Here is a 17,698-nt window from a genome sequence, read left to right on the forward strand (position 1 = left end):
CGACCGGCAGTCTCGGACGACCCCCCGATTCCACCCGGGAAGTCCGGCCACCGATCCTCCTGGGAGGCAGTGATCAACCAGCACACACCCCGTGAGGCGACAGCTCAGGACACCCGCCGGCACGTGCCCCGCGAGGCTCGTCATCTGATGGGAGCCGCCGCCGGCCTGGCCGCCCTCGCCCCCGTGTACTACCTGACCGAGGCAGGCGCCAAAGCCCTGCGTACGGGCCTCGCCACGGCCGTCCCCGCCCCAGCGGGACTCGCCTGTCTGGCGGCGGTGGCGGTGATCGTCGCCGTGCTGGCCGTCTGGCCGGCGGCGGCGCTCGCCTGCGGCCTGCCCCTCGCCGCCGCCGGCGTCCTGTTCGCCCTCGACGCCGAGGCCGCGCTCGGCGTGGCGGCCACCCTGCCGTGGTCCGGCGCGGGCGGCCTGCCGTGGTCGCAGCCGGACGCCCTGCCGTGGGCGGAACTGGCCGAGCCGCCCGGCACACTGGCCGGGACGACCGGCCTGTACGCGCTCATCGGCGCACTGCTGATGATCTCGGCGCTGTTGCCGGGCCGGTTGCGATCTATCCTGGGCGGGTGAGCGGACGGGACCCGGATCGGCGCAGGGCGTTGCTGGACGCCGCGGATCGCGTCATCTCGAGCGAGGGCCCCGAGGTGTCCATGGCGGCCATCGCCGCCGCGGCCGGCGTCACCAAGCCCATCCTCTACCGCCACTTCGGCGACAAGAGCGGCCTCTACCAGGCGCTCGCCGACCGGCACGCGCGCACGGTCATCGCCCAGCTGCGGCCCCGGTTCGCCGAGGCGGGCGCCGACCTGCGCGGCCGGGCGAGGGCGACCATCACCGCCTACCTCGACCTGATCGCGGCCAACCTCAACCTCTACCGGTTCCTGTTCCACCGGGCCAGCGCCGAGGACAGCAGGATCCGCTCCCACATGACCTCGCTGGTGCGCGGCCTGGGCGAGGAGCTCGGCGCCGTGCTGGCCGCTGAGGGCGTGGTGCCGGATCCGGTGCGGGCGCAGGTGCTCGGGCACGCCTTCGTCGGCATGGTGCAGACGACCGGCGACTGGTGGCTGGAGCACCCCGAGGTGGACCGGACGCAGGTGGTGGAGGGCCTGGTGGACGTGATCGCGGCCGCGCTCAGTCCCCGAAGCGCGAGAGCTTCCCATGCCGCCGGGCGTACGTGAGCGCCCACGCGAACAGCGCCAGCGTCGCCGCCAGATAGCCCACGTTGAGCGCGGCCGCCCAGGCCAGCCGGTCCCACGGCACCGCGCCGCCCTCCAGGACCGTGCGCATGCCCTCGAACACGTGCGAGGCGGGCAGGAACCACGACACGGCCTGCAGCGGCGCCGGCAGCACCGACACCGGGTAGAAGATCCCGGCCAGCGGCTGCACCACGAACACCAGCGACCAGGCGATCACCTGGGCGTTCTCGCCGAAGCGGAGCACCGCCGCGATCCCCACCAGGCCGAGCGACCAGCCGAGCACGAGCAGCACGCCCATGAACGGCACCAGCCCCACGCCCAGGCTCGTCACCCCGAACCCGTAGAGGGCGAGCGCGAGCCCGGCCATGACGGCGACCGCGAACGCCACCTTGCCCAGCGAGAACAGCACCAGCCCGACCAGGTATTCGACGCTGGACAGCGGGCTGACCTGCACGTTGAGCAGGTTGCGCGACCAGATGTCCTCCAAGAACGCGATCGAGATCTCGTTGCTGGCCTTCTGCAGCACCTGCCACAGCAGCACCGCGCCGAGCAGGAACGACACCACGAACGGCACCCGCTGCGCCTGCAGGAACAGCGTCACGAAGCCCCACAGCACCAGCTCGATGGTCGGCCAGAACAGGATCTCGAACATGCGGATCGGGCTGCGCCGCAGCGCCGCGAAGTCACGCCGGACCACGCCGAGGACGCGCATGCGCCGGGCGGCCAGGCTGAGCGGGGGCAGGGTCAGGCTCGTCATCCGCGCGCCACCTTCAGGAACACCTCTTCGAGGTCCTCGGCCCCGTAGTGCCCGGCCAGCTCCGCGGCGCTGCCGGCCGCCACGATCACGCCGTCCGACATGAAGTGGATCCGGTCGCACATGCGCTCGACCTCGCGCATGTTGTGCGAGGTGATGAGCATGGCGCTGCCGTTCTCCCTGGCCAGGCTGGACAACAGGCCGCGGATGCGGTCGCCGGCGTCGGGGTCGAGGTTGGCCGTGGGCTCGTCGAGCACCAGCAGCCGGGGCGCGTTGAGCAGCGCCTTGGCCAGTTGCACGCGGGTGCGCTGCCCGGAGGACAGTGCCATCACCGGCCGCTTGCTGATGGGGCCCAGCTCGAACAGCTCGATCACCTCGGCGACCCGCCGGCGCGGGTGCCGTACGGCGTAGAGCCGGGCGAACGCGTCGAGCACCTCGTGCACTCTCAGCACGCCGGGCAGGTCGACGTAGCTGGCGGCGAAGTTGACCTGGCTGAGCGCCTCGGTCCGGTGCTGGGCCAGCTCCAGCCCGAACAGCTTGATGCTGCCCGCGTCCGGGGTGATCAGGCCGAGCAGCATGTGCAGGGTGGTCGACTTGCCGGCGCCGTTGGGGCCGAGCAGCGCCACCACCTCGCCCTCGCCGACGGTGAGGCTCAGATCGCGTACGGCCGTGACCGGTCCGAACCGTTTGAGCAGATGGGACGCCTGCAGGATGGCCACTGGTCAAGCGTGCGGTCCCGAGGGGAGGAAAGGCAACCGGGTTTTCCGCGGCATCAGCAACAGATGGCCGCCCGATCACCGAGGCCGGCGACGGCGGGCGAAACACGCACGTGACGCGCGGGTGACCGTTCGGCGCGAGCAACCGACCATTCGCCGATCGGCCGTCCCGATCGCGGCGTTCTCGTGATTAAGGTGCCATGACGAGCGCTGCCTCGTCTCAAATGTTGAGATATCATTTCGACATTTAGGCCAAACCGTAACATAACGGGTCATTGGGTTTAATATCCCCGCAAAGTACTCTCCCTTCGTTGACTACCTGTTCAGGAGCCGGTCACTACCGGTTGCTGATTCCAACATCGGAGGGTCGATGACTACCGGGGAACCCGGGCAGCCACGCACTGACCGCAGCCCGTGGAACTGGCTGCTGGTCCTGCCGATCGTGCTGCCCCTGCTGACGTTCCTGTTCAACTCCGACGAGCCGCGCCTGCTGGGCTTCCCGCTCTTCTACTGGCTGCAGCTCGCCTTCATCGCGGTGGGCGTCGTGACCACGACCATCGTCTACAGGATGACCAAATGAACGTCCACACGACCGAGCTGGTCATTTTCACGCTGCTGTTCCTGATCGTCAGCGCCATGGGCTTCGTGGCGGCCCGCTGGCGCCGCCCGGCCGACATCGAGAGCCTGAACGAGTGGGGCCTGGGCGGCCGGAACTTCGGCTCCTGGGTCACCTGGTTCCTGGTGGGCGGCGACCTCTACACGGCCTACACGTTCGTGGCGGTGCCCGCGCTGGTGTTCGGCGCCGGGGCCATGGGCTTCTTCGCCGTGCCGTACACCGTGATCATCTATCCGATGGTGTTCCTGGTCCTGATCAGGATGTGGTCGGTGTCGCACGTGCACGGGTTCGTCACGCCCGCCGACTTCGTACGGGCCCGCTTCGGGTCGCCCACGCTGGCGCTGCTGGTGGCGATCACCGGGCTGGTGGCGACCATGCCGTACATCGCGCTGCAGCTGGTCGGCATCGAGGCGGTGCTGGCGGCGATGGGCGTCACCGGGCACTGGCCGATCGTCATCGCCTTCGCGATCCTGGCCGCCTACACCTACCAGTCGGGCCTGCGCGCCCCGGCGCTGATCGCGTTCGTCAAGGACACGCTGATCTACATCGTGATCCTGGCGGCGGTCATCTACATCCCGGCCAAGCTGGGCGGCTGGGGATCGGTCTTCGACGCGGCGAAGGCGAAGTTCGACGCCTCCCCCGCGCCGGGCGACGGGATCCTCCTCAACGCCGGCAACCAGCTGCAGTACATCACGCTGGCCTTCGGCTCCGCGCTGGCGCTGTTCCTCTACCCGCACAGCCTCACCGGCGCGCTGGCGTCGAAGAACCGCAACGTGATCAAGCGGAACATGTCCGCGCTCCCCGCCTACAGCCTCCTGCTCGGCCTGATCGCGCTGCTCGGCTACATGGCCATCGCGGCGGGCACCAAGCCGGTCATGGGCGAGAACGGCAAGCCGCTCTCCAACACGATCGTGCCGGCGCTGTTCGACCAGATGTTCCCCGACTGGTTCACGGGCGTCGCCTACGCGGCGATCGGCATCGGCGCGCTGGTCCCGGCGGCGATCATGTCGATCGCGGCGGCCAACCTGTTCACCCGCAACATCTACCGCGAGTACATCAACCGGCAGGCCACCGACCGGCAGGAGGCCAAGGTCTCCAAGGTGGTCTCGCTCGTGGTCAAGGTCGGCGCGGTGCTGTGCATCCTGGTGCTCGACCCGCAGTTCTCCATCGACCTGCAGCTCATCGGCGGCGTGGTCATCCTGCAGACGCTGCCGGCGGTGGCGCTCGGCCTCTACACGCGCTGGTTCCACCGGGGCGGCCTGATGGCGGGCTGGGCGGCCGGCATGGCGGCGGGCATGTGGATGCTGTACCTCATCCCGAACCCCGCCACCGGCAAGGCCCACTTCGGCGGCTCCGCCTTCGGCCTGTCGAACCTGGGCTTCGACACCAAGATGACGATCTACGCCGGGTTCGTGGCGCTGATCGTCAACCTGGTCGTGGCTGCGCTGGGCACGCTGCTGTTCCGGGCCCTGAAGGTGGCCGACGGCGCGGACGCGACCAAGCGCGACGACTACTTCGCCGACGAGGGCGACCCCAAGGTCAAGGACCTCGACCTCACCGGCTCGCACTGATCGCCGCGGCCCGCCTCGCCTGGGGCGGGCCGCATGTCATCTGATATCCCCCTAAGGCCGGCGGATACGATCATTTATCCGGATCCGATCGGCGAAGGGCTAGCCTGCCAGCCATGCGCACAGAGTCTCCCCCCGCATCCGCCCCGGTGCTGGGACCGAAGCTCATCAGGGCCGAGGTCATCGCCGTGTTCTCGGTCTCTCTCGGCGCCAGCGGCCTCGTGGCGCTCGTGCGGCTGATCGGCGCGCTCACGGCGCCGCGGGAGCTGAAGAACCAGCAGGCCGTGCTCGTCGGCTCGCTGGCCCCGGGGCGGCCGTGGCTGGACCTGACGTTGCAGCTCGTCCAGATGGCGATCGCGGTGGCGCCCGTCGGACTGGTGGCGTACCTGCTGGTGCGGTCCGGGGAGTCGTTGCGGACGATCGGCGCCGACTTCCGCCGGCCGGGGGGCGACGTGGCGCGCGGGGCGCTGCTGGCGGCCGCGATCGGCGGCACCGGACTGGCGTTCTACCTGGCGGTTTGGGCGGCCGGGGTGAATCTGACGGTCGTTCCCGGGGCGCTGCCCGAAGTGTGGTGGCAGGTGCCGGTGCTCCTGCTGGCGGCCGCGCAGAACGGCGTGCTGGAGGAGGTGCTCGTCGCCGGCTACCTGCTGCACCGCCTCGGCCAGGCCGGATGGGGGCCGTGGCGGGCCATCGCCGTCTCGTCGCTGCTGCGGGGCTCGTACCACCTGTATCAGGGGTTCGGGGGGTTCGTCGGGAACGTGGTGATGGGGGTGGTGTTCGGGCGGCTGTACCAGCGGTGGGGGCGCGCGATGCCGCTGGTGGTCGCGCACACGCTCATCGACGCCGTCGCCTTCGTCGGGTACGCGTTCCTGCGCGGCCGCGTCACCTGGCTGCCCTGAGACCACGGCCGGCGGCATCCGCGGGAAAACATGACATGAGGTGTCCTCTTTTCCCGTCACCATCGCGGACATGATTGCTTTGGTGGCGGGCGCGACCCGCGGCACAGGACGAGGGATAGCGGTCGAGCTGGGCGCGATCGGCGCGACGGTCTACTGCACGGGCCGGAGCACACGCGGGCAGCGCTCGGAGATGAACCGGCCGGAGACCATCGAGGAGACGGCGGAGCTCGTCACGGCGGCCGGCGGCACGGGGATTCCCGTCCAGGTCGACCACCTGGAGTCCGGCCAGGTCAAGGCGCTGGCCGAGCGGGTGGAGCGCGCGCAGGGGCGACTCGACGTGCTGGTCAACGACGTGTGGGGTGGCGACCACCTGTGGGAGTGGAACACCCCGGTGTGGAAGCACGACATGGACAAGGGATTCCGGCTGCTCCGGCTGGCGATCGACACCCACATCATCACCAGCCGGCACCTGCTGCCGCTGCTGATCAGGAACGAGGGCGGGCTGGTCGTCGAGGTCACCGACGGCACCTGGGCGTTCAACGAGACGCACTACCGGGAGAACGTCTACTACGACCTGGCCAAGATGTCGGTGAACAGGCTGGCGTTCGCCTGGTCGAACGAGCTGCGCCCGTACGGCGGGACGGCGGTGGCGGTCACACCCGGGTTCCTGCGCTCGGAGGCCATGCTGGACAACTTCGGCGTCACCGAGGACAACTGGCGTGAGGCCGAAGTGGACAGCGCCTGGCAGGTCTCCGAGACGCCCGCCTACGTCGGCCGCGGCGTCGCCGCCGTCGCCGCCGACCCGGACAAGCAGCGCTGGTCGGGCAAGTCGGTGGACAGCGGCGAGCTGGCCGAGGCGTACGGCCTCACGGACGTGGACGGCAGCCGCCCGCAGGTGTGGCGCTACCTGGCCGAGGTCCGCGAGCCGGGCAAGGAGATCGACCCGGCCGAGTACCGCTGACCATGGGCGCAGACACCGCTACCTGCGGTCGTACAGGGCGGACATGCGGGCGGCGGCGTCGGCGATCATCGCCCGCAGCTCTGGCGGGTCCAGTACCTCCGCCTCCGGTCCGAACCGCAGCACCTGCGAGTACGCCACCGGCACCGACTCCGCGGCCAGCCGCACGGTGCCGTCGGGCTGGAGCGAGGCGAGCGCGTCGTCGACCGCGGCCGGGTCGGCGATGTGCCGCAGCATGCGCACCCCGCGCTCGCTGAGCCGCAGCGTGACCACCTCCCGCAGCAGCGACCGGGTGAACTCCGCCGACTGCGCCGCCCAGAAGGCCGCCAGGTCGAAGCCCGGGTCCCGGTCGAAGGGCTCGGGAAGCACGGTGATCTCGCCGAACCGGTGCACCCGGAAGATCAGGAACCGCGTCCCGAGCCGGGCCACCAGGTACCAGGCACCCGCCTTGAGCACCAGCCCGTACGGCTCCAGCGTCCGCGGGTTCCCCTTGTAGGAGGCCTGGACGCGGCGGTCGCTCCACACCGCCCTGGCCAGCGGCGCGAGCGCGGCAGGCGGCGGGTCGCCGGCGGCGAACCAGCCCGGCGCGTCCAGGTGGAAGCGCTGCGCCGCGGTCGCCGGCGCGTCCCGCAGGGCGGGGGACAGCGCGGCGGCCGCCTTCAGCCGGGCGGTCGCCGCCACCTCCTCCAGCCCCATCTCGCGCAGCGCCGCCGGCACCCCCGACAGGAACAGCGCCTCCGCCTCGGCCCGGTCCAGCCCGGTCAGCCGGGTGCGGTACCCGTCGAGCAGCCGGTAGCCGCCGCCCCGGCCGCGGTCGGCGTACACCGGCACGCCCGCCTCCGACAACGCCAGCACGTCGCGGTGCACCGTGCGCTCGGAGACCTCCAGCTCCCTGGCCAGCTCGGCCGCCGTCATCCCGCCGCGGCCCTGCAGCAGCAGGACCAGCGACATCAGCCGCGAGGCGCGCACAGCGGCAGCACCACGGCCGAGGGCCGGTCGGGGGAGTGGAACACCTCGACGTCGGCCGGCACCATCGGCCCGGCCCCGTCGAGCGGGTCCCCGGTGCCGGGATTGCGGGCGATCGTCGGGTACGCCCCGGCCGCCACGTGCACCCGGATCCGGTGGTCGCGCCGGAACCGGTGCGCGATCGGCCACAGGTCCACCTCGACCCGCCGCACATTCTCTTCCCCGCCCAGGTCCCCCGGGAAGAAGGGCCCGAGGCGGCGCACGCCCTCGCACACGTTGTACGAGCGCCCGTCCGGGCGCACGTCGCACACCCGCACCACCACGTCCACGTAGGGGGTACTCGACCGGACGAACACCTCCGCGCGTACCGGCCCGATCATCTCCACATCCTGCCCCAGCGCGGGTGAACTGTAGACCAGCACGTCGCGGCGCTGCTCCAGCCGCCGCTGATCGCGCGGCCTGGAGTCGCCCAGCAGGACGGGACCGCCGATCACCGGCGTCGGGTGGGAGGGGTGGTAGCGGAACCGGTCGGGCTCGGCCTCACGCGGGCCCTCGACGCCGAGCCCGAAGCCGTGCTGCAGGTGCCAGCGCTGCTCCCGCATGCCCGGCACCGGCCAGTCGGGGTAGTCGCGCCACTCCTCGGCCCCGGTCACGTAGATCCGCACCGGGTCCGGCCGCAGCCCCGACACATCGCCCAGCAGGTGCGCGCGGAACCAGGCCGTCGCCTCGGCCATCGCGGGCCGGGTGTGCCGCGTGTCCACGTGGTACCAGGGGCCGATCGTCAGGTACGGCCGCCGCCCCGCCGCCCGCATCGCCGTGTAGTCCTTGAGCTGCCACGGCAGGAACACGTCGTACCAGCCGCCCAGCATGGTGACCGCCGCGTCCACATCGCCGACCTTCAGGGAGAAGTCCCGCTTGTCCCAGTACGGTCCCGCCGGGTCGGCGTGATAGGCCAGCAGGTCCTGGTAGAACTGCAGCGGCCGCCCCGCCGAGGCCACGTCCAGCTCCGCCATGGGACGCCCGGACAGGACCGCCCTGCGGGTGAGCCGGGGCGCGGTCAGCGCCGCGGCGCCGCCGAAGCGGCGGGACATGCCGTCGGTGAGGGTCGTCCAGCTCAGCGCCGACTCCAGCGCGAACGCGCCGCCCACGTAGGCCGCGTCCCTGAACTGGGACGCGGTGATCTGCGTGGCCATGGCCTTCAGCTCGGGCCCGGCATAGGGCGCGATCGCCCACTGCGTGTAGCCGAGGTAGGAGGGGCCGAACATCGCGAACGAGCCGCCGTACCAGGGCTGCTCGCGCAGCCAGGCGACGGTGGCCAGGCCGTCGTCGTGCTCGTCGCCGAGCGGGTCGAGCAGCCCGCCGGAGCCGAAGCCGCCCCGGCAGCTCTGGATCACGGCGTGGAAGCCCTGTCTGGCGAACCCCCGGCCGAAGAGCCAGCCGAACAGGCCGCGCCGGCCATAGGGGGAGCGCATCAGGATGACGGGGGCCCGCTCGCCTCCGGCCGGAGCGTAGTGGTCGGCCAGCAGCGTCACGCCGTCGGGCATCGGCACGGGAAGATCCCGCTGGAGCCGCACGCGTTTCATGTACTAACCAGTAACATATGCCGTCCGGAGTGCGGTAGCCGGGGCGCCCGCGGAATCCCCGCCGAGCTATATGGCGAGGTCGCGGCCACGGCCCCGGATCGGGGCCGGGCCTGGATGAGCCCGCCCCGGCGGCGGGGCGGGCTCAGCAGCGCGCTACGGAGTCGCCCGGTCGGGGCGCTCCGAGATGCGGATGGCGTTGACGATCGGCGCGCCCTCGCGGGTCGCGAAGCGCACGTTGAGCTGGCCGTCGGTGACCTTCACCGTGTACTGCCTGGCCACGGCCGTGTACGTGCCCGCCTCCAGCGCCAGGTCCAGCGCCGGGATCGCGAGCTGCCCCTCGACCAGCACGTCGAACACGCGCTTGCCCATCTGCGTGCTCCTGATCTCGGCGAAGTCCAGTTCGACGGTGTACGTCCCGTTGGGCACTCCGTCGAAGCGGTACTCCAGCATGGCCTCGCGCGCCGTCCTGAACAGCGCCTGGTCCTGCGTGCCGGCGATGGTCCTGGACGTGCTCTGCGTCCGTTGCTGGGTGGCGACATAGCCGTAGGAGCCCTGGACGTACTTCTTGTCCGCGGTCCAGGTGTCACCGGCGACGTCGTTCACGCTCTTGGAGCCGCCCACGTCGATCGCCACCTGGTGCTTGGGCACCACGACCGTCACCACGATCTCGATGGTCGGCTGCCGGCCGCTGGCCGACTCGACGAGTATCTTGCCCCGCCGCATCGTGCCGGGCGCGACGCCGGCGCTGGAGAGCGTCACCTTCAGCGTCACCGCCTGCCCCTTGGCCAGCTCGCCCGCCGCCGGGCTCACGCCCGCCCAGCTCTCCCCGGTCACCTTGTACGGTGTCGCCGAGCCGAGGTTCGTCAGCTCCAGCGTCCGGGTGCGGGTGCTCTCGCCCGGCAGCACCACCGTCAGCTCGCCGGCCGATGCGCTGACGCGGCCGGTGACCAGGGTGGTGTCCAGCTTCGTCACCGTCGCCGGCGCGACCGTGACGGGCTTGGTGAACGTGCCGTAGTGGTCCTTGGACACCACGACCTCGTAGTCGCCCGCCAGCACCTGCCCGTAGAACGCGCCGTCCGCGCCGGTCGTGAACGTGGCCACGTCCCCGACCTTGACGGTCGCGCCGGGCAGCGGATCCCCGTCGTTGGCGTCGGTGACCACGCCGGTGACCAGGCCGTGCCTGCTGGCGGTGAAGGCGATGCCCTGCCCGCCGGCCAGCGCCGGCTCCTCGTAGGAGTACAGCAGCGCGTCGTTGCCCGCCGCGTTCTCGACGCCGACCGTGGCGCTGCTGCCCTGCTCGCGCTCGCTCTCGACGTCCTTGTACCGGAAGCCGATCGAGCCGTCCTCGCCCAGCAGCGCCGCGAACGACAGCCGCTGGCCGCTGTCGTTGTAGAAGCTGACGTTGCGCCATTCCACGACGAACGTGCGGTGCGGCGCCGTGCCGGTCACCGCCGTGTAGACCCCGGCCTGGGCGTCCACCGTCAGGTCGTCCCAGTACGGGTAGACCGCGTTGTTCGGCGTGCCCGACGTGGGCAGCCGGCCGTTGCTGGCGGTGGTGCTCCGGTCGGTGAAGGTGAGGAACCCGTTGGTGGCGATCCACGCCTTGCTCTGGCCCGTTCCGTAGAACGGCACCGGGAACGGCAGCGTCACCTGCACGGCCTCGTCGTCGCCGGTCAGCGCCAGCTTCTCCGTGCCCGCCACGTACGCCTGCGCGCCGCTCTTGCACGTGTAACCGAAGTTGTCGCCGCGCAGCGGCAACTCGACGTCCTTGACCACGTCGCCGGCCACCGTCACGGCCGCCGTCGCGCCGCTGGCGCACCGCGACACCGGCGTGACCTTCAGCTCGTACGTGCCGTGCGGCAGCGTCAGGCTGTAGCGGCCGGCCGCGTCGGTCACCGCGCTCACCGGCGTGCCCGCCACCTGGACGGTGGCGCCGGGCTCGGGCGTGCCGGCCGTGGCGACCGTGCCGGAGACCACGCCGTTCGGCAGCCGGTTCATCGTGACGTCCGCGGTCGCCGCCTGCCCGGCCGTGATCGTCGCGGTGACGGTGGCCTTGTCGTAGCCGAACTTCTCCGCGGTGATCTGGTAGTCGCCGGCCAGCAGGCGCGGGAGGGCGTACGTGCCGTCCTCCCCGGTGGTCACGGTGCGGCTCATCGGCCCGGAGACCGTGACGGTGACGCCGGACAGGGGCGCGCCGGAGGCGGTGACCGTGCCGCGGAGGTCGCCGAGGTCGGCGGCGGGGGCGGCGCTGACGGCGGCGTAGGCGTCGAGCCGGCCCTCGCCCCAGACGTTGTTGTCGGCCGCGGTGCCGCCGCAGCTGGTGTCGGAGACGTCGACGGCGGTGCTGTCGAGCAGCGGCCGGGTGGCGGCGATGTCGCCCTGCAGCGCGGGCGCGGCCGACCAGATCAGCGCCACCGTGGCCGCCACGTGCGGCGAGGCCATCGACGTGCCCGTGAAGGAGCCGTAGCTGTTGCCGGGCGTCGAGGAGCGCACGTTGACGGCGGGCGCGGCGATGTTCGGCTTGATCTCGCCGCCCTCGCCCTCACCCTTGCTCGACCGGTTGTACAGCGCGTTGTTGACGTCGAAGCCGCCGGCGCTGTAGCTGGTCACGTACTGGCCGGGCGAGCCGGAGGTGTCGCAGGCCGGGCCCTCGTTGCCGTTGGCGAACGCGGGGAAGATCCCGGCCGCGACCCACGCCTCGACCGTCTCCTTGTACCAGGGGTCGAACCCCTCGCCGCCCCAGGAGTTGTTGACGATGTCGGGCGCCAGGTCCGGGCGCGGGTTGGCGCCCGACGCGTCCGTGGGCGCCAGGATCCACTGGCCGGCCGCCAGCAGCGAGGCGTCGGTGCAGGTGTTGACCTCGCAGCCCTTGGCGGCGATCCAGCGGGCGCCCGGCGCGACGCCGATGCCGTTCGCGCCGACCATCGTGCCCATGACGTGCGTGCCGTGGCCGTTGTTGTCGCACGGCGCGGAGGTCGGGCAGACGCGGGCCGGGTCGAACCAGTTGTAGTCGTGCGTCACCGAGCCGTCCGGGTTCTTGCCCCGGTAGCTCGCGGCCAGCTCGGGGTGGTCGAACTGGGCGCCGGAGTCGATGTGGGCGACCACGATGCCCTCGCCCCGGTTGCCGGTCTCGCCCCACACGCGCGGGGCGTTGATCCTGTCGATGTTCCACTCGACGGCGTTGACTTCAGCCTCGGCCCGGCCGGTCACCGGCTTGGGTAACGCGAGGGTGCGGACCGGGGCGATCCTCTCGACCTCGGGTAATTTCGCGATCTCGCCGGCCAGCTTCTCGTCGGCGGTCACCCGTACGGCGTTGACGATCCAGTAGGGGGTGTAGTCGGCGGCGCGGGAGTCGAGCAGCTTGCGCAGGCTCGCCTGTGAGGTCCTGGCGCGCTCGGTCTTGGCCTCGAAGACCAGCTCGGCCTTGGCTTCCTTGGTGCCGGCCCGGCGGGCGCCGCTCAGGTCGGCGGCCCCCTTCATCCGGACCCAGAAGGTGGCCTTGCCGTCCTGCGCCAGTCGCGCCTGGACGGCTGTGTCGATCTTGTCGGGATCTGCCGCCGCATGGGCGGCGGCCTGCGGGACGAGCAGGCCGGCGGCGGTGACGATCCCGGCCAGGATCGCACGCCAGCGGAGGGTGTTGGGCACGCGCTCTCCTTCTCGTGCAGTGGGCGTAGTGATCTTTACGCCTCTGTCGAGAAGAGTGAATCGATCATGTCCGGAAAGCAATAGGTGTCGTGAACCGTAACGTAACGAGCTGAAATGTAATCTGGTCAGCTCCAATGTCCCCACCTGGGCCAGGCGGTCCGGCCAGTTTTGTCCGGGTTTATCGCGGGTGTCGCGCGGCTCGGGCCGGCGGATCGAAGGAGCTCTGTATGGTCTGTAGGGGAAGGCGCGCTGACGGGGATCCCGCCGCAGGGCACATGGTGGAGGTTCGCGTTGCGCGATCTTGAATGGCCGGTTAACCTATCCGCATGCGAACCCGCGCTCAGCTCCAGTGGTGGCGCCGCTTCTAGGCGGCGCGAGTTTCGCATTCCTCAACGGACGGCCGCCCCGGATGGCGGCCTTTCTCGTGTCCGCCCCCGGGGCTCGATCATATGACGTGGTAAGGGGCAGCAAGTGGAGACCAGCGGATATACCACCGCCGGGGGCATCGGAGTCGAGCGCGAGGCTCGCGAGGTGGACGAGGCGGCGCTCGAAGAGATCGTGACCGCCCTCGGCGAACGGCGCGGCGGCGCCTTCTCCTCGGGCATGGACTACCCGGGCCGCTACAGCCGATGGGCGTTCGGCTACGTCGATCCGTGCCTGGAACTGGTCGCCAAGGGCCGCACCATCGCGGCGACCGCGCTCAACGAGCGCGGCCGGGTCGTGCTGCCCGCCATCGCCTCCTGCCTGCTGGCCGCTGGCAAGCCGGTCGCCGAGCCCACGATCGACCGGGTCGAGGTGCACGTGCCCGAGTCGGAGGACCTGCTGCCGGAGGAGATGCGCAGCCGCCGGCCCACCGTGTTCACCGCGATCCGCGAGGTCATCGCCGCCTTCCACGGCGACGACCCGCACCTGGGGCTCTACGGCGCCTTCGGCTACGACCTGGCCTTCCAGTTCGAGCCCATCCGGCAGGAGCTCGTGCGCCCCGACGACCAGCGCGACCTCGTACTCCACCTGCCCGACCGGCTGATCGTGATCGACCGGCAGCGCGAGAGCTGCGTCGAATACCGCTACGAGTTCACCGTGGACGGGACCACCACCCGCGGCCTGGAGCGGACCGGCGCCAGCACCCCCATCGCCGTCCCCGGCGAGCTGCCGGCCAACCCGGAAAGGGGCGAATACGCCAAGGTCGTCGCCGCCGCCAAGGAGAAGTTCAAGCGCGGCGACCTGTTCGAGGTCGTGCCCGGCCAGGTCTTCCACGCCGCCTGCACCGACCCCGCGAGCTTCTACCGCGGCCTGCGCCACACCAACCCGGCGCCCTACGAGTTCATCATCAGCCTCGGCGAGGGCGAGCACCTCGTCGGCGCCTCGCCCGAGATGTACGTCCGCGTGAGCGGCGACCGCGTCGAGACCTGCCCCATCTCCGGCACGATCGCCCGCGGCCGCAACCCGGTCGAGGACGCCGAGGCCATCCGCACCCTCCTGTCGAGCGTCAAGGAGGAGTCGGAGCTGACCATGTGCACCGACGTCGACCGCAACGACAAGTCCCGCATCTGCGTGCCGGGCACCGTCAAGGTCATCGGCCGCCGCCAGATCGAGCTCTACTCCCGCCTCATCCACACCGTCGACCACATCGAGGGCCGGCTGCGCCCCGAGTTCGACGCCCTCGACGCCTTCCTCACCCACATGTGGGCCGTCACGGTCACCGGCGCCCCCAAGACCTGGGCCATGCAGTTCATCGAGGACCACGAGGCCACCACCCGCAGGTGGTACGGCGGCGCCATCGGCTTCATCGGCTTCGACGGCTCCATGAACACCGGCCTGACCCTGCGCACCGCCCAGATCAAGAACGGCGTGGCCACCGTCAGGGCCGGCGCGACCCTGCTGTTCGACTCCGACCCCGAGGCCGAGGAGCGCGAGACCGAGCTCAAGGCCAGCGCCCTGCTCGGCGCCCTGGCCACGGTCAACCAGCCCGGCGATGTCCCGGTCGCCGAGCCCAGGCCGCAACCGGGCCAGGGCATGAAGGTGCTGCTCGTCGACCACGAGGACTCCTTCGTCAACACCCTGGCCGACTACTTCCGCCAGGAAGGCGCCGAGGTGGTGACGCTGCGGCACGGCTTCCCCACGCACATGGTCGACGAGATCGCGCCCGACCTGGTGGTGCTCTCACCGGGCCCCGGCTGGCCCACCGACTTCGGCATGGCGGCGCTGCTCGAGGAGATCTACGCCCGCGACCTGCCGGTCTTCGGCGTCTGCCTGGGCCTGCAGGCCATGGTCGAGCAGGCCGGCGGCACCCTGGAGCTGCTCGACTACCCCGAGCACGGCAAGCGCGGCCAGGTCTCGCGGCTGGGCGACAGCGCGCTGCTCGACGGGCTGCCCGAGGTCTTCACCGCGGCCCGCTACCACTCGCTGCACGCCAAGCGGCCCGGCGTGGTCGGCTTCACCCCGACCGCGCTCACGCCCGACGGCAACATCATGGCCATCGAGGACGTCGAACGGCGGCGCTTCGCCGTGCAGTTCCACCCGGAGTCGATCCTGACGCAGGAGGGCGGCGCGGGCGCGAAGATCATCGCGAACGTGCTGCGCCTGTGCCGCCGCCAGCCCTGACCGCGGGCCGGCCTCGTGAAACGCGGGTGGCGCGTGCGGAGGTCGTAAAACGTCGGCGGGGGCATGCGGACCTCCCTTAGAGTCTCCGCATGCTCCCCGTAGACCTGCCCGGCACGGTGCGTGACGCGCTGCTGGCCCCGCTCGTCGACCACCACTGTCACGGGGTGCGGCGCGACGACCTGACCAGGGCGCAGTTCGAGCTGCTCATCAGCGAGGGCGGCAGCCCCGCCCCGCCCGGCACGACCCACTTCGACACCCCGCTCGGCCTGGCGCTGCGCCGCTGGTGCGCGCCCCTGCTGGACCTGGAGCCGCACGCCCCGCCCGCCGTCTACCTCGCCCGCCGCGCCGAGCTGGGCGCCGCCGAGGTCAACCGGCGGCTGCTGGCCGGGGCGGGGGTGGTGGCGTTCCTGGTGGACACGGCTTCGGACGACGCCGGACTGCTGTCGGCGGCGGAGATGGGCCGTCACGGCGGCGCGGCGGCCGACGAACTGGTCAGGATCGAGCAGATCGAGCGGGACGTCGCCGAGCAGGCCCAGGCCGCCGTCGACTACCTGGACGGCCTCGGCGAGGAGCTGGCCGCCAGGGCCGGCAGGGCGGTCGGGCTCAAGACGGTCATCGCGACCCTGTGCGGCCTCGACTTCGACCCGCCCAGGCCGGCCAGGGGAGCGGTGATCGCGGCGGTCAACCGGCGGCTGGCCGCACCCAAAGAGCCGCTCACGGACCCGATCGTGCTGCGCCACCTGCTCTGGAGCGCGATCGACGTGGCCCGGGAACGCGGCCTGCCCATGCAGTTCCACACCGGTTTCGGCGGCGCCCCGCAGCTCGGGCTGCACCGCACCGACCCGGCCAGGCTGAGCGCGTTCGTCGCCGCGTTGCAACCCCTCGGCATGCCGGTGATCCTGCTGCACTGCTACCCGTACCACCGCCAGGCCGCCTACCTGGCCGGCAGCTACCCGCACGTCTACGTGGACGTCGGCCTGGCGCTGCCGCACACCGCCGCCGCCTCGGCCAGGGTCATGGACGAGCTGCTGGAGCTGGCGCCGTTCCACAAGCAGCTGTTCAGCTCCGGCTGCCACGGCCTGGCCGAGATCGGCTACCTGGGCGCGCTCTACTATCGGCAGGCGCTGGGCGCGGCGCTGGCGACCAGGCTCGCCGCGGGGGAGTGGAGCCCGGCCGACGCGGCCAGGGTCGCCCACATGATCGGCTCAGGCAACGCCCGCCGGATCTACCGCCTGTGACCTTGTCGTCCGCACGCTCGCGCCAAGCGGGCAATGCTCGTTCGAGAACCTCCAAGTGACTGCTGACCTGGGCAAGTATGCGGTGCGGCGGTGGGCGGCCGGCGACTCGCGCGAAGCCGCGTGAGCTGGTTTGCTTGGGGTCGTCACCACACCACCGACCTGAGCGGGGGCTCTCCATGGGCGCTGTCGAACCAGAGATCGAGATGAAGTTCCGTAGCGACATGGACGTGGAGCTGGTCAAGTCCGCCGCGTCGGACGCCGACGTGCTGTGGGCGGCGCGCGTATCCACCAAGGGGGAGGCGTCGCTGGCCGAGATCGAAGCCGACCCCCAGCGTTCCAAAGGTCTCATCAACTTCCTGATGCGGGACAGGCATGGCACGCCGTTCGAGCACTCGTCCATGACGTTCTACATCAGCGCGCCGATCTTCGTTTTCCGGGAATTCATGCGGCACCGTACCTTCTCCTATAACGAGGAATCGGGCAGGTATCGGAAGCTGGTGCCGGTTTTCTACGTGCCAGGACCTGAGCGGAAGCTGGTGCAAGAAGGCAAGCCTGGAAAGTATGTGTTCAAAGACGGCACCCCTGAGCAGCACAAGCTGGTCACCGAGGCGACTCAGGAGAGCTATCGGCAGTCCTATCGTGCCTATCTGGAGATGCTCGAAGCCGGAGTCGCCCGTGAAGTGGCCCGCACCGTGCTTCCGGTCGGCCTCTACTCCTCGATGTACGCCACCTGCAACGCCCGCGCCTTGATGAACTTCCTGTCGCTGCGCGTCAAGCGTGAGGACTCCGCGTTCCCGTCGTTCCCGCAGCGGGAGATCGAGATGGTCGCCGAGCAGATGGAGGCGCTGTGGGCGGAGCTCATGCCGTTGACCCATGAGGCATTCGAGGCGAATGGCCGCGTCTGTCCGTAAAGGGGTCCATGGAGTCCCCGGACGGTCGCCGCAGT

Annotated in this window: 14 protein-coding genes; 9 read left to right on the forward strand and 5 right to left on the reverse strand. The window is 71.0% G+C overall.

Features of this window, described 5'->3' with window-relative positions; translation table 11 throughout:
- Positions 1-69 precede the first annotated feature (69 nt).
- Entirely contained in the window at positions 70-582 is a 513-nt protein-coding gene (locus tag ACTMTI_RS38690) for a hypothetical protein (RefSeq protein WP_441125682.1), read from the forward strand.
- Positions 579-1,187 carry a TetR family transcriptional regulator gene (locus tag ACTMTI_RS38695; protein WP_441125683.1) on the forward strand — a complete coding sequence of 203 codons (609 nt, stop codon included), beginning with the start codon at positions 579-581 and terminating at the stop codon, positions 1,185-1,187. Before ACTMTI_RS38690 ends, ACTMTI_RS38695 begins: the two co-directional genes overlap by 4 nt.
- On the opposite strand, the gene ACTMTI_RS38700 is transcribed toward ACTMTI_RS38695, so the two are convergent.
- Both ACTMTI_RS38700 and ACTMTI_RS38705 read right to left on the reverse strand, forming a co-directional pair.
- Complete coding sequence (locus ACTMTI_RS38700) at positions 1,141-1,962, reverse strand: ABC transporter permease (RefSeq protein WP_441125684.1); 822 nt, start codon at positions 1,960-1,962, stop codon at positions 1,141-1,143. The two genes, ACTMTI_RS38695 and ACTMTI_RS38700, sit on opposite strands and share 47 nt — an antisense overlap.
- Positions 1,959-2,678 carry an ABC transporter ATP-binding protein gene (locus tag ACTMTI_RS38705; RefSeq protein WP_441125685.1) on the reverse strand — a complete coding sequence of 240 codons (720 nt, stop codon included), beginning with the start codon at positions 2,676-2,678 and terminating at the stop codon, positions 1,959-1,961. The genes ACTMTI_RS38700 and ACTMTI_RS38705 overlap by 4 nt, the downstream gene beginning before the upstream one ends.
- A gap of 367 nt (positions 2,679-3,045) precedes the next feature.
- Between ACTMTI_RS38705 and ACTMTI_RS38710 the strand changes: the two genes are divergently transcribed.
- The 4 genes from ACTMTI_RS38710 to ACTMTI_RS38725 all read left to right on the forward strand — a co-directional run bounded on the left by ACTMTI_RS38710 (position 3,046) and on the right by ACTMTI_RS38725 (position 6,719).
- Positions 3,046-3,255, forward strand: a complete 210-nt coding sequence (locus ACTMTI_RS38710; protein ID WP_441125686.1) for a DUF3311 domain-containing protein — start codon at positions 3,046-3,048, stop codon at positions 3,253-3,255.
- Positions 3,252-4,862, forward strand: a complete 1,611-nt coding sequence (mctP, locus tag ACTMTI_RS38715) for a monocarboxylate uptake permease MctP (protein WP_441125687.1) — start codon at positions 3,252-3,254, stop codon at positions 4,860-4,862. Before ACTMTI_RS38710 ends, mctP begins: the two co-directional genes overlap by 4 nt.
- A 113-nt stretch (positions 4,863-4,975) precedes the next feature.
- Positions 4,976-5,758 carry a CPBP family intramembrane glutamic endopeptidase gene (locus ACTMTI_RS38720; RefSeq protein ID WP_441125688.1) on the forward strand — a complete coding sequence of 261 codons (783 nt, stop codon included), beginning with the start codon at positions 4,976-4,978 and terminating at the stop codon, positions 5,756-5,758.
- Positions 5,759-5,828: 70 nt separating this feature from the next.
- The gene (locus ACTMTI_RS38725) at positions 5,829-6,719 is read left to right on the forward strand and encodes an SDR family oxidoreductase (protein WP_441125689.1); all 891 of its coding nucleotides are present in this window, start codon (positions 5,829-5,831) and stop codon (positions 6,717-6,719) included.
- An 18-nt stretch (positions 6,720-6,737) separates the two neighbouring features.
- Here the strand turns inward: ACTMTI_RS38725 and ACTMTI_RS38730 are convergent, their stop codons facing one another.
- The 3 genes from ACTMTI_RS38730 to ACTMTI_RS38740 form a co-directional block, all read right to left on the reverse strand.
- A complete protein-coding gene (locus ACTMTI_RS38730; protein ID WP_441125690.1) occupies positions 6,738-7,685 on the reverse strand; it encodes a helix-turn-helix transcriptional regulator in 948 nt (315 codons plus the stop codon).
- Positions 7,667-9,265: a CocE/NonD family hydrolase gene (locus tag ACTMTI_RS38735; RefSeq protein WP_441125691.1), complete on the reverse strand. Its 1,599-nt coding sequence runs from the start codon at positions 9,263-9,265 to the stop codon at positions 7,667-7,669. The genes ACTMTI_RS38730 and ACTMTI_RS38735 overlap by 19 nt, the downstream gene beginning before the upstream one ends.
- Positions 9,266-9,418: 153 nt before the next feature.
- Complete coding sequence (locus ACTMTI_RS38740; RefSeq protein WP_441125692.1) at positions 9,419-12,910, reverse strand: S8 family serine peptidase; 3,492 nt, start codon at positions 12,908-12,910, stop codon at positions 9,419-9,421.
- A gap of 471 nt (positions 12,911-13,381) precedes the next feature.
- Between ACTMTI_RS38740 and ACTMTI_RS38745 the strand changes: the two genes are divergently transcribed.
- The 3 genes from ACTMTI_RS38745 (at position 13,382) to thyX (ending at position 17,663) form a co-directional block, all read left to right on the forward strand.
- A complete protein-coding gene (locus tag ACTMTI_RS38745; RefSeq protein ID WP_441125693.1) occupies positions 13,382-15,514 on the forward strand; it encodes an anthranilate synthase component I in 2,133 nt (710 codons plus the stop codon).
- Between the two features lie 89 nt (positions 15,515-15,603).
- Positions 15,604-16,752 (forward strand): amidohydrolase family protein, encoded by a 1,149-nt coding sequence (locus tag ACTMTI_RS38750; protein ID WP_441125694.1) that lies wholly within the window; start codon positions 15,604-15,606, stop codon positions 16,750-16,752.
- Positions 16,753-16,928: 176 nt separating this feature from the next.
- Positions 16,929-17,663: an FAD-dependent thymidylate synthase gene (thyX, locus tag ACTMTI_RS38755; RefSeq protein ID WP_441125695.1), complete on the forward strand. Its 735-nt coding sequence runs from the start codon at positions 16,929-16,931 to the stop codon at positions 17,661-17,663.
- Positions 17,664-17,698 lie beyond the last annotated feature (35 nt).

The sequence above is a fragment of the Nonomuraea sp. H19 genome, from assembly GCF_052068215.1.
Lineage (GTDB): Bacteria > Actinomycetota > Actinomycetes > Streptosporangiales > Streptosporangiaceae > Nonomuraea.

What these genes read in the sequence shown, in the direction of transcription:
- ACTMTI_RS38700 (WP_441125684.1), bottom strand. Translation starts at nt 1,962, where the DNA reads ATGACGAGCCTGACCCTGCCCCCGCTCAGCCTGGCCGCCCGGCGCATG.
- ACTMTI_RS38710 (WP_441125686.1), top strand. Translation starts at nt 3,046, where the DNA reads ATGACTACCGGGGAACCCGGGCAGCCACGCACTGACCGCAGCCCGTGG.
- mctP (WP_441125687.1), top strand. Translation starts at nt 3,252, where the DNA reads ATGAACGTCCACACGACCGAGCTGGTCATTTTCACGCTGCTGTTCCTG.
- ACTMTI_RS38720 (WP_441125688.1), top strand. Translation starts at nt 4,976, where the DNA reads ATGCGCACAGAGTCTCCCCCCGCATCCGCCCCGGTGCTGGGACCGAAG.
- ACTMTI_RS38725 (WP_441125689.1), top strand. Translation starts at nt 5,829, where the DNA reads ATGATTGCTTTGGTGGCGGGCGCGACCCGCGGCACAGGACGAGGGATA.
- ACTMTI_RS38735 (WP_441125691.1), bottom strand. Translation starts at nt 9,265, where the DNA reads ATGAAACGCGTGCGGCTCCAGCGGGATCTTCCCGTGCCGATGCCCGAC.
- ACTMTI_RS38750 (WP_441125694.1), top strand. Translation starts at nt 15,604, where the DNA reads ATGCTCCCCGTAGACCTGCCCGGCACGGTGCGTGACGCGCTGCTGGCC.
- thyX (WP_441125695.1), top strand. Translation starts at nt 16,929, where the DNA reads ATGGGCGCTGTCGAACCAGAGATCGAGATGAAGTTCCGTAGCGACATG.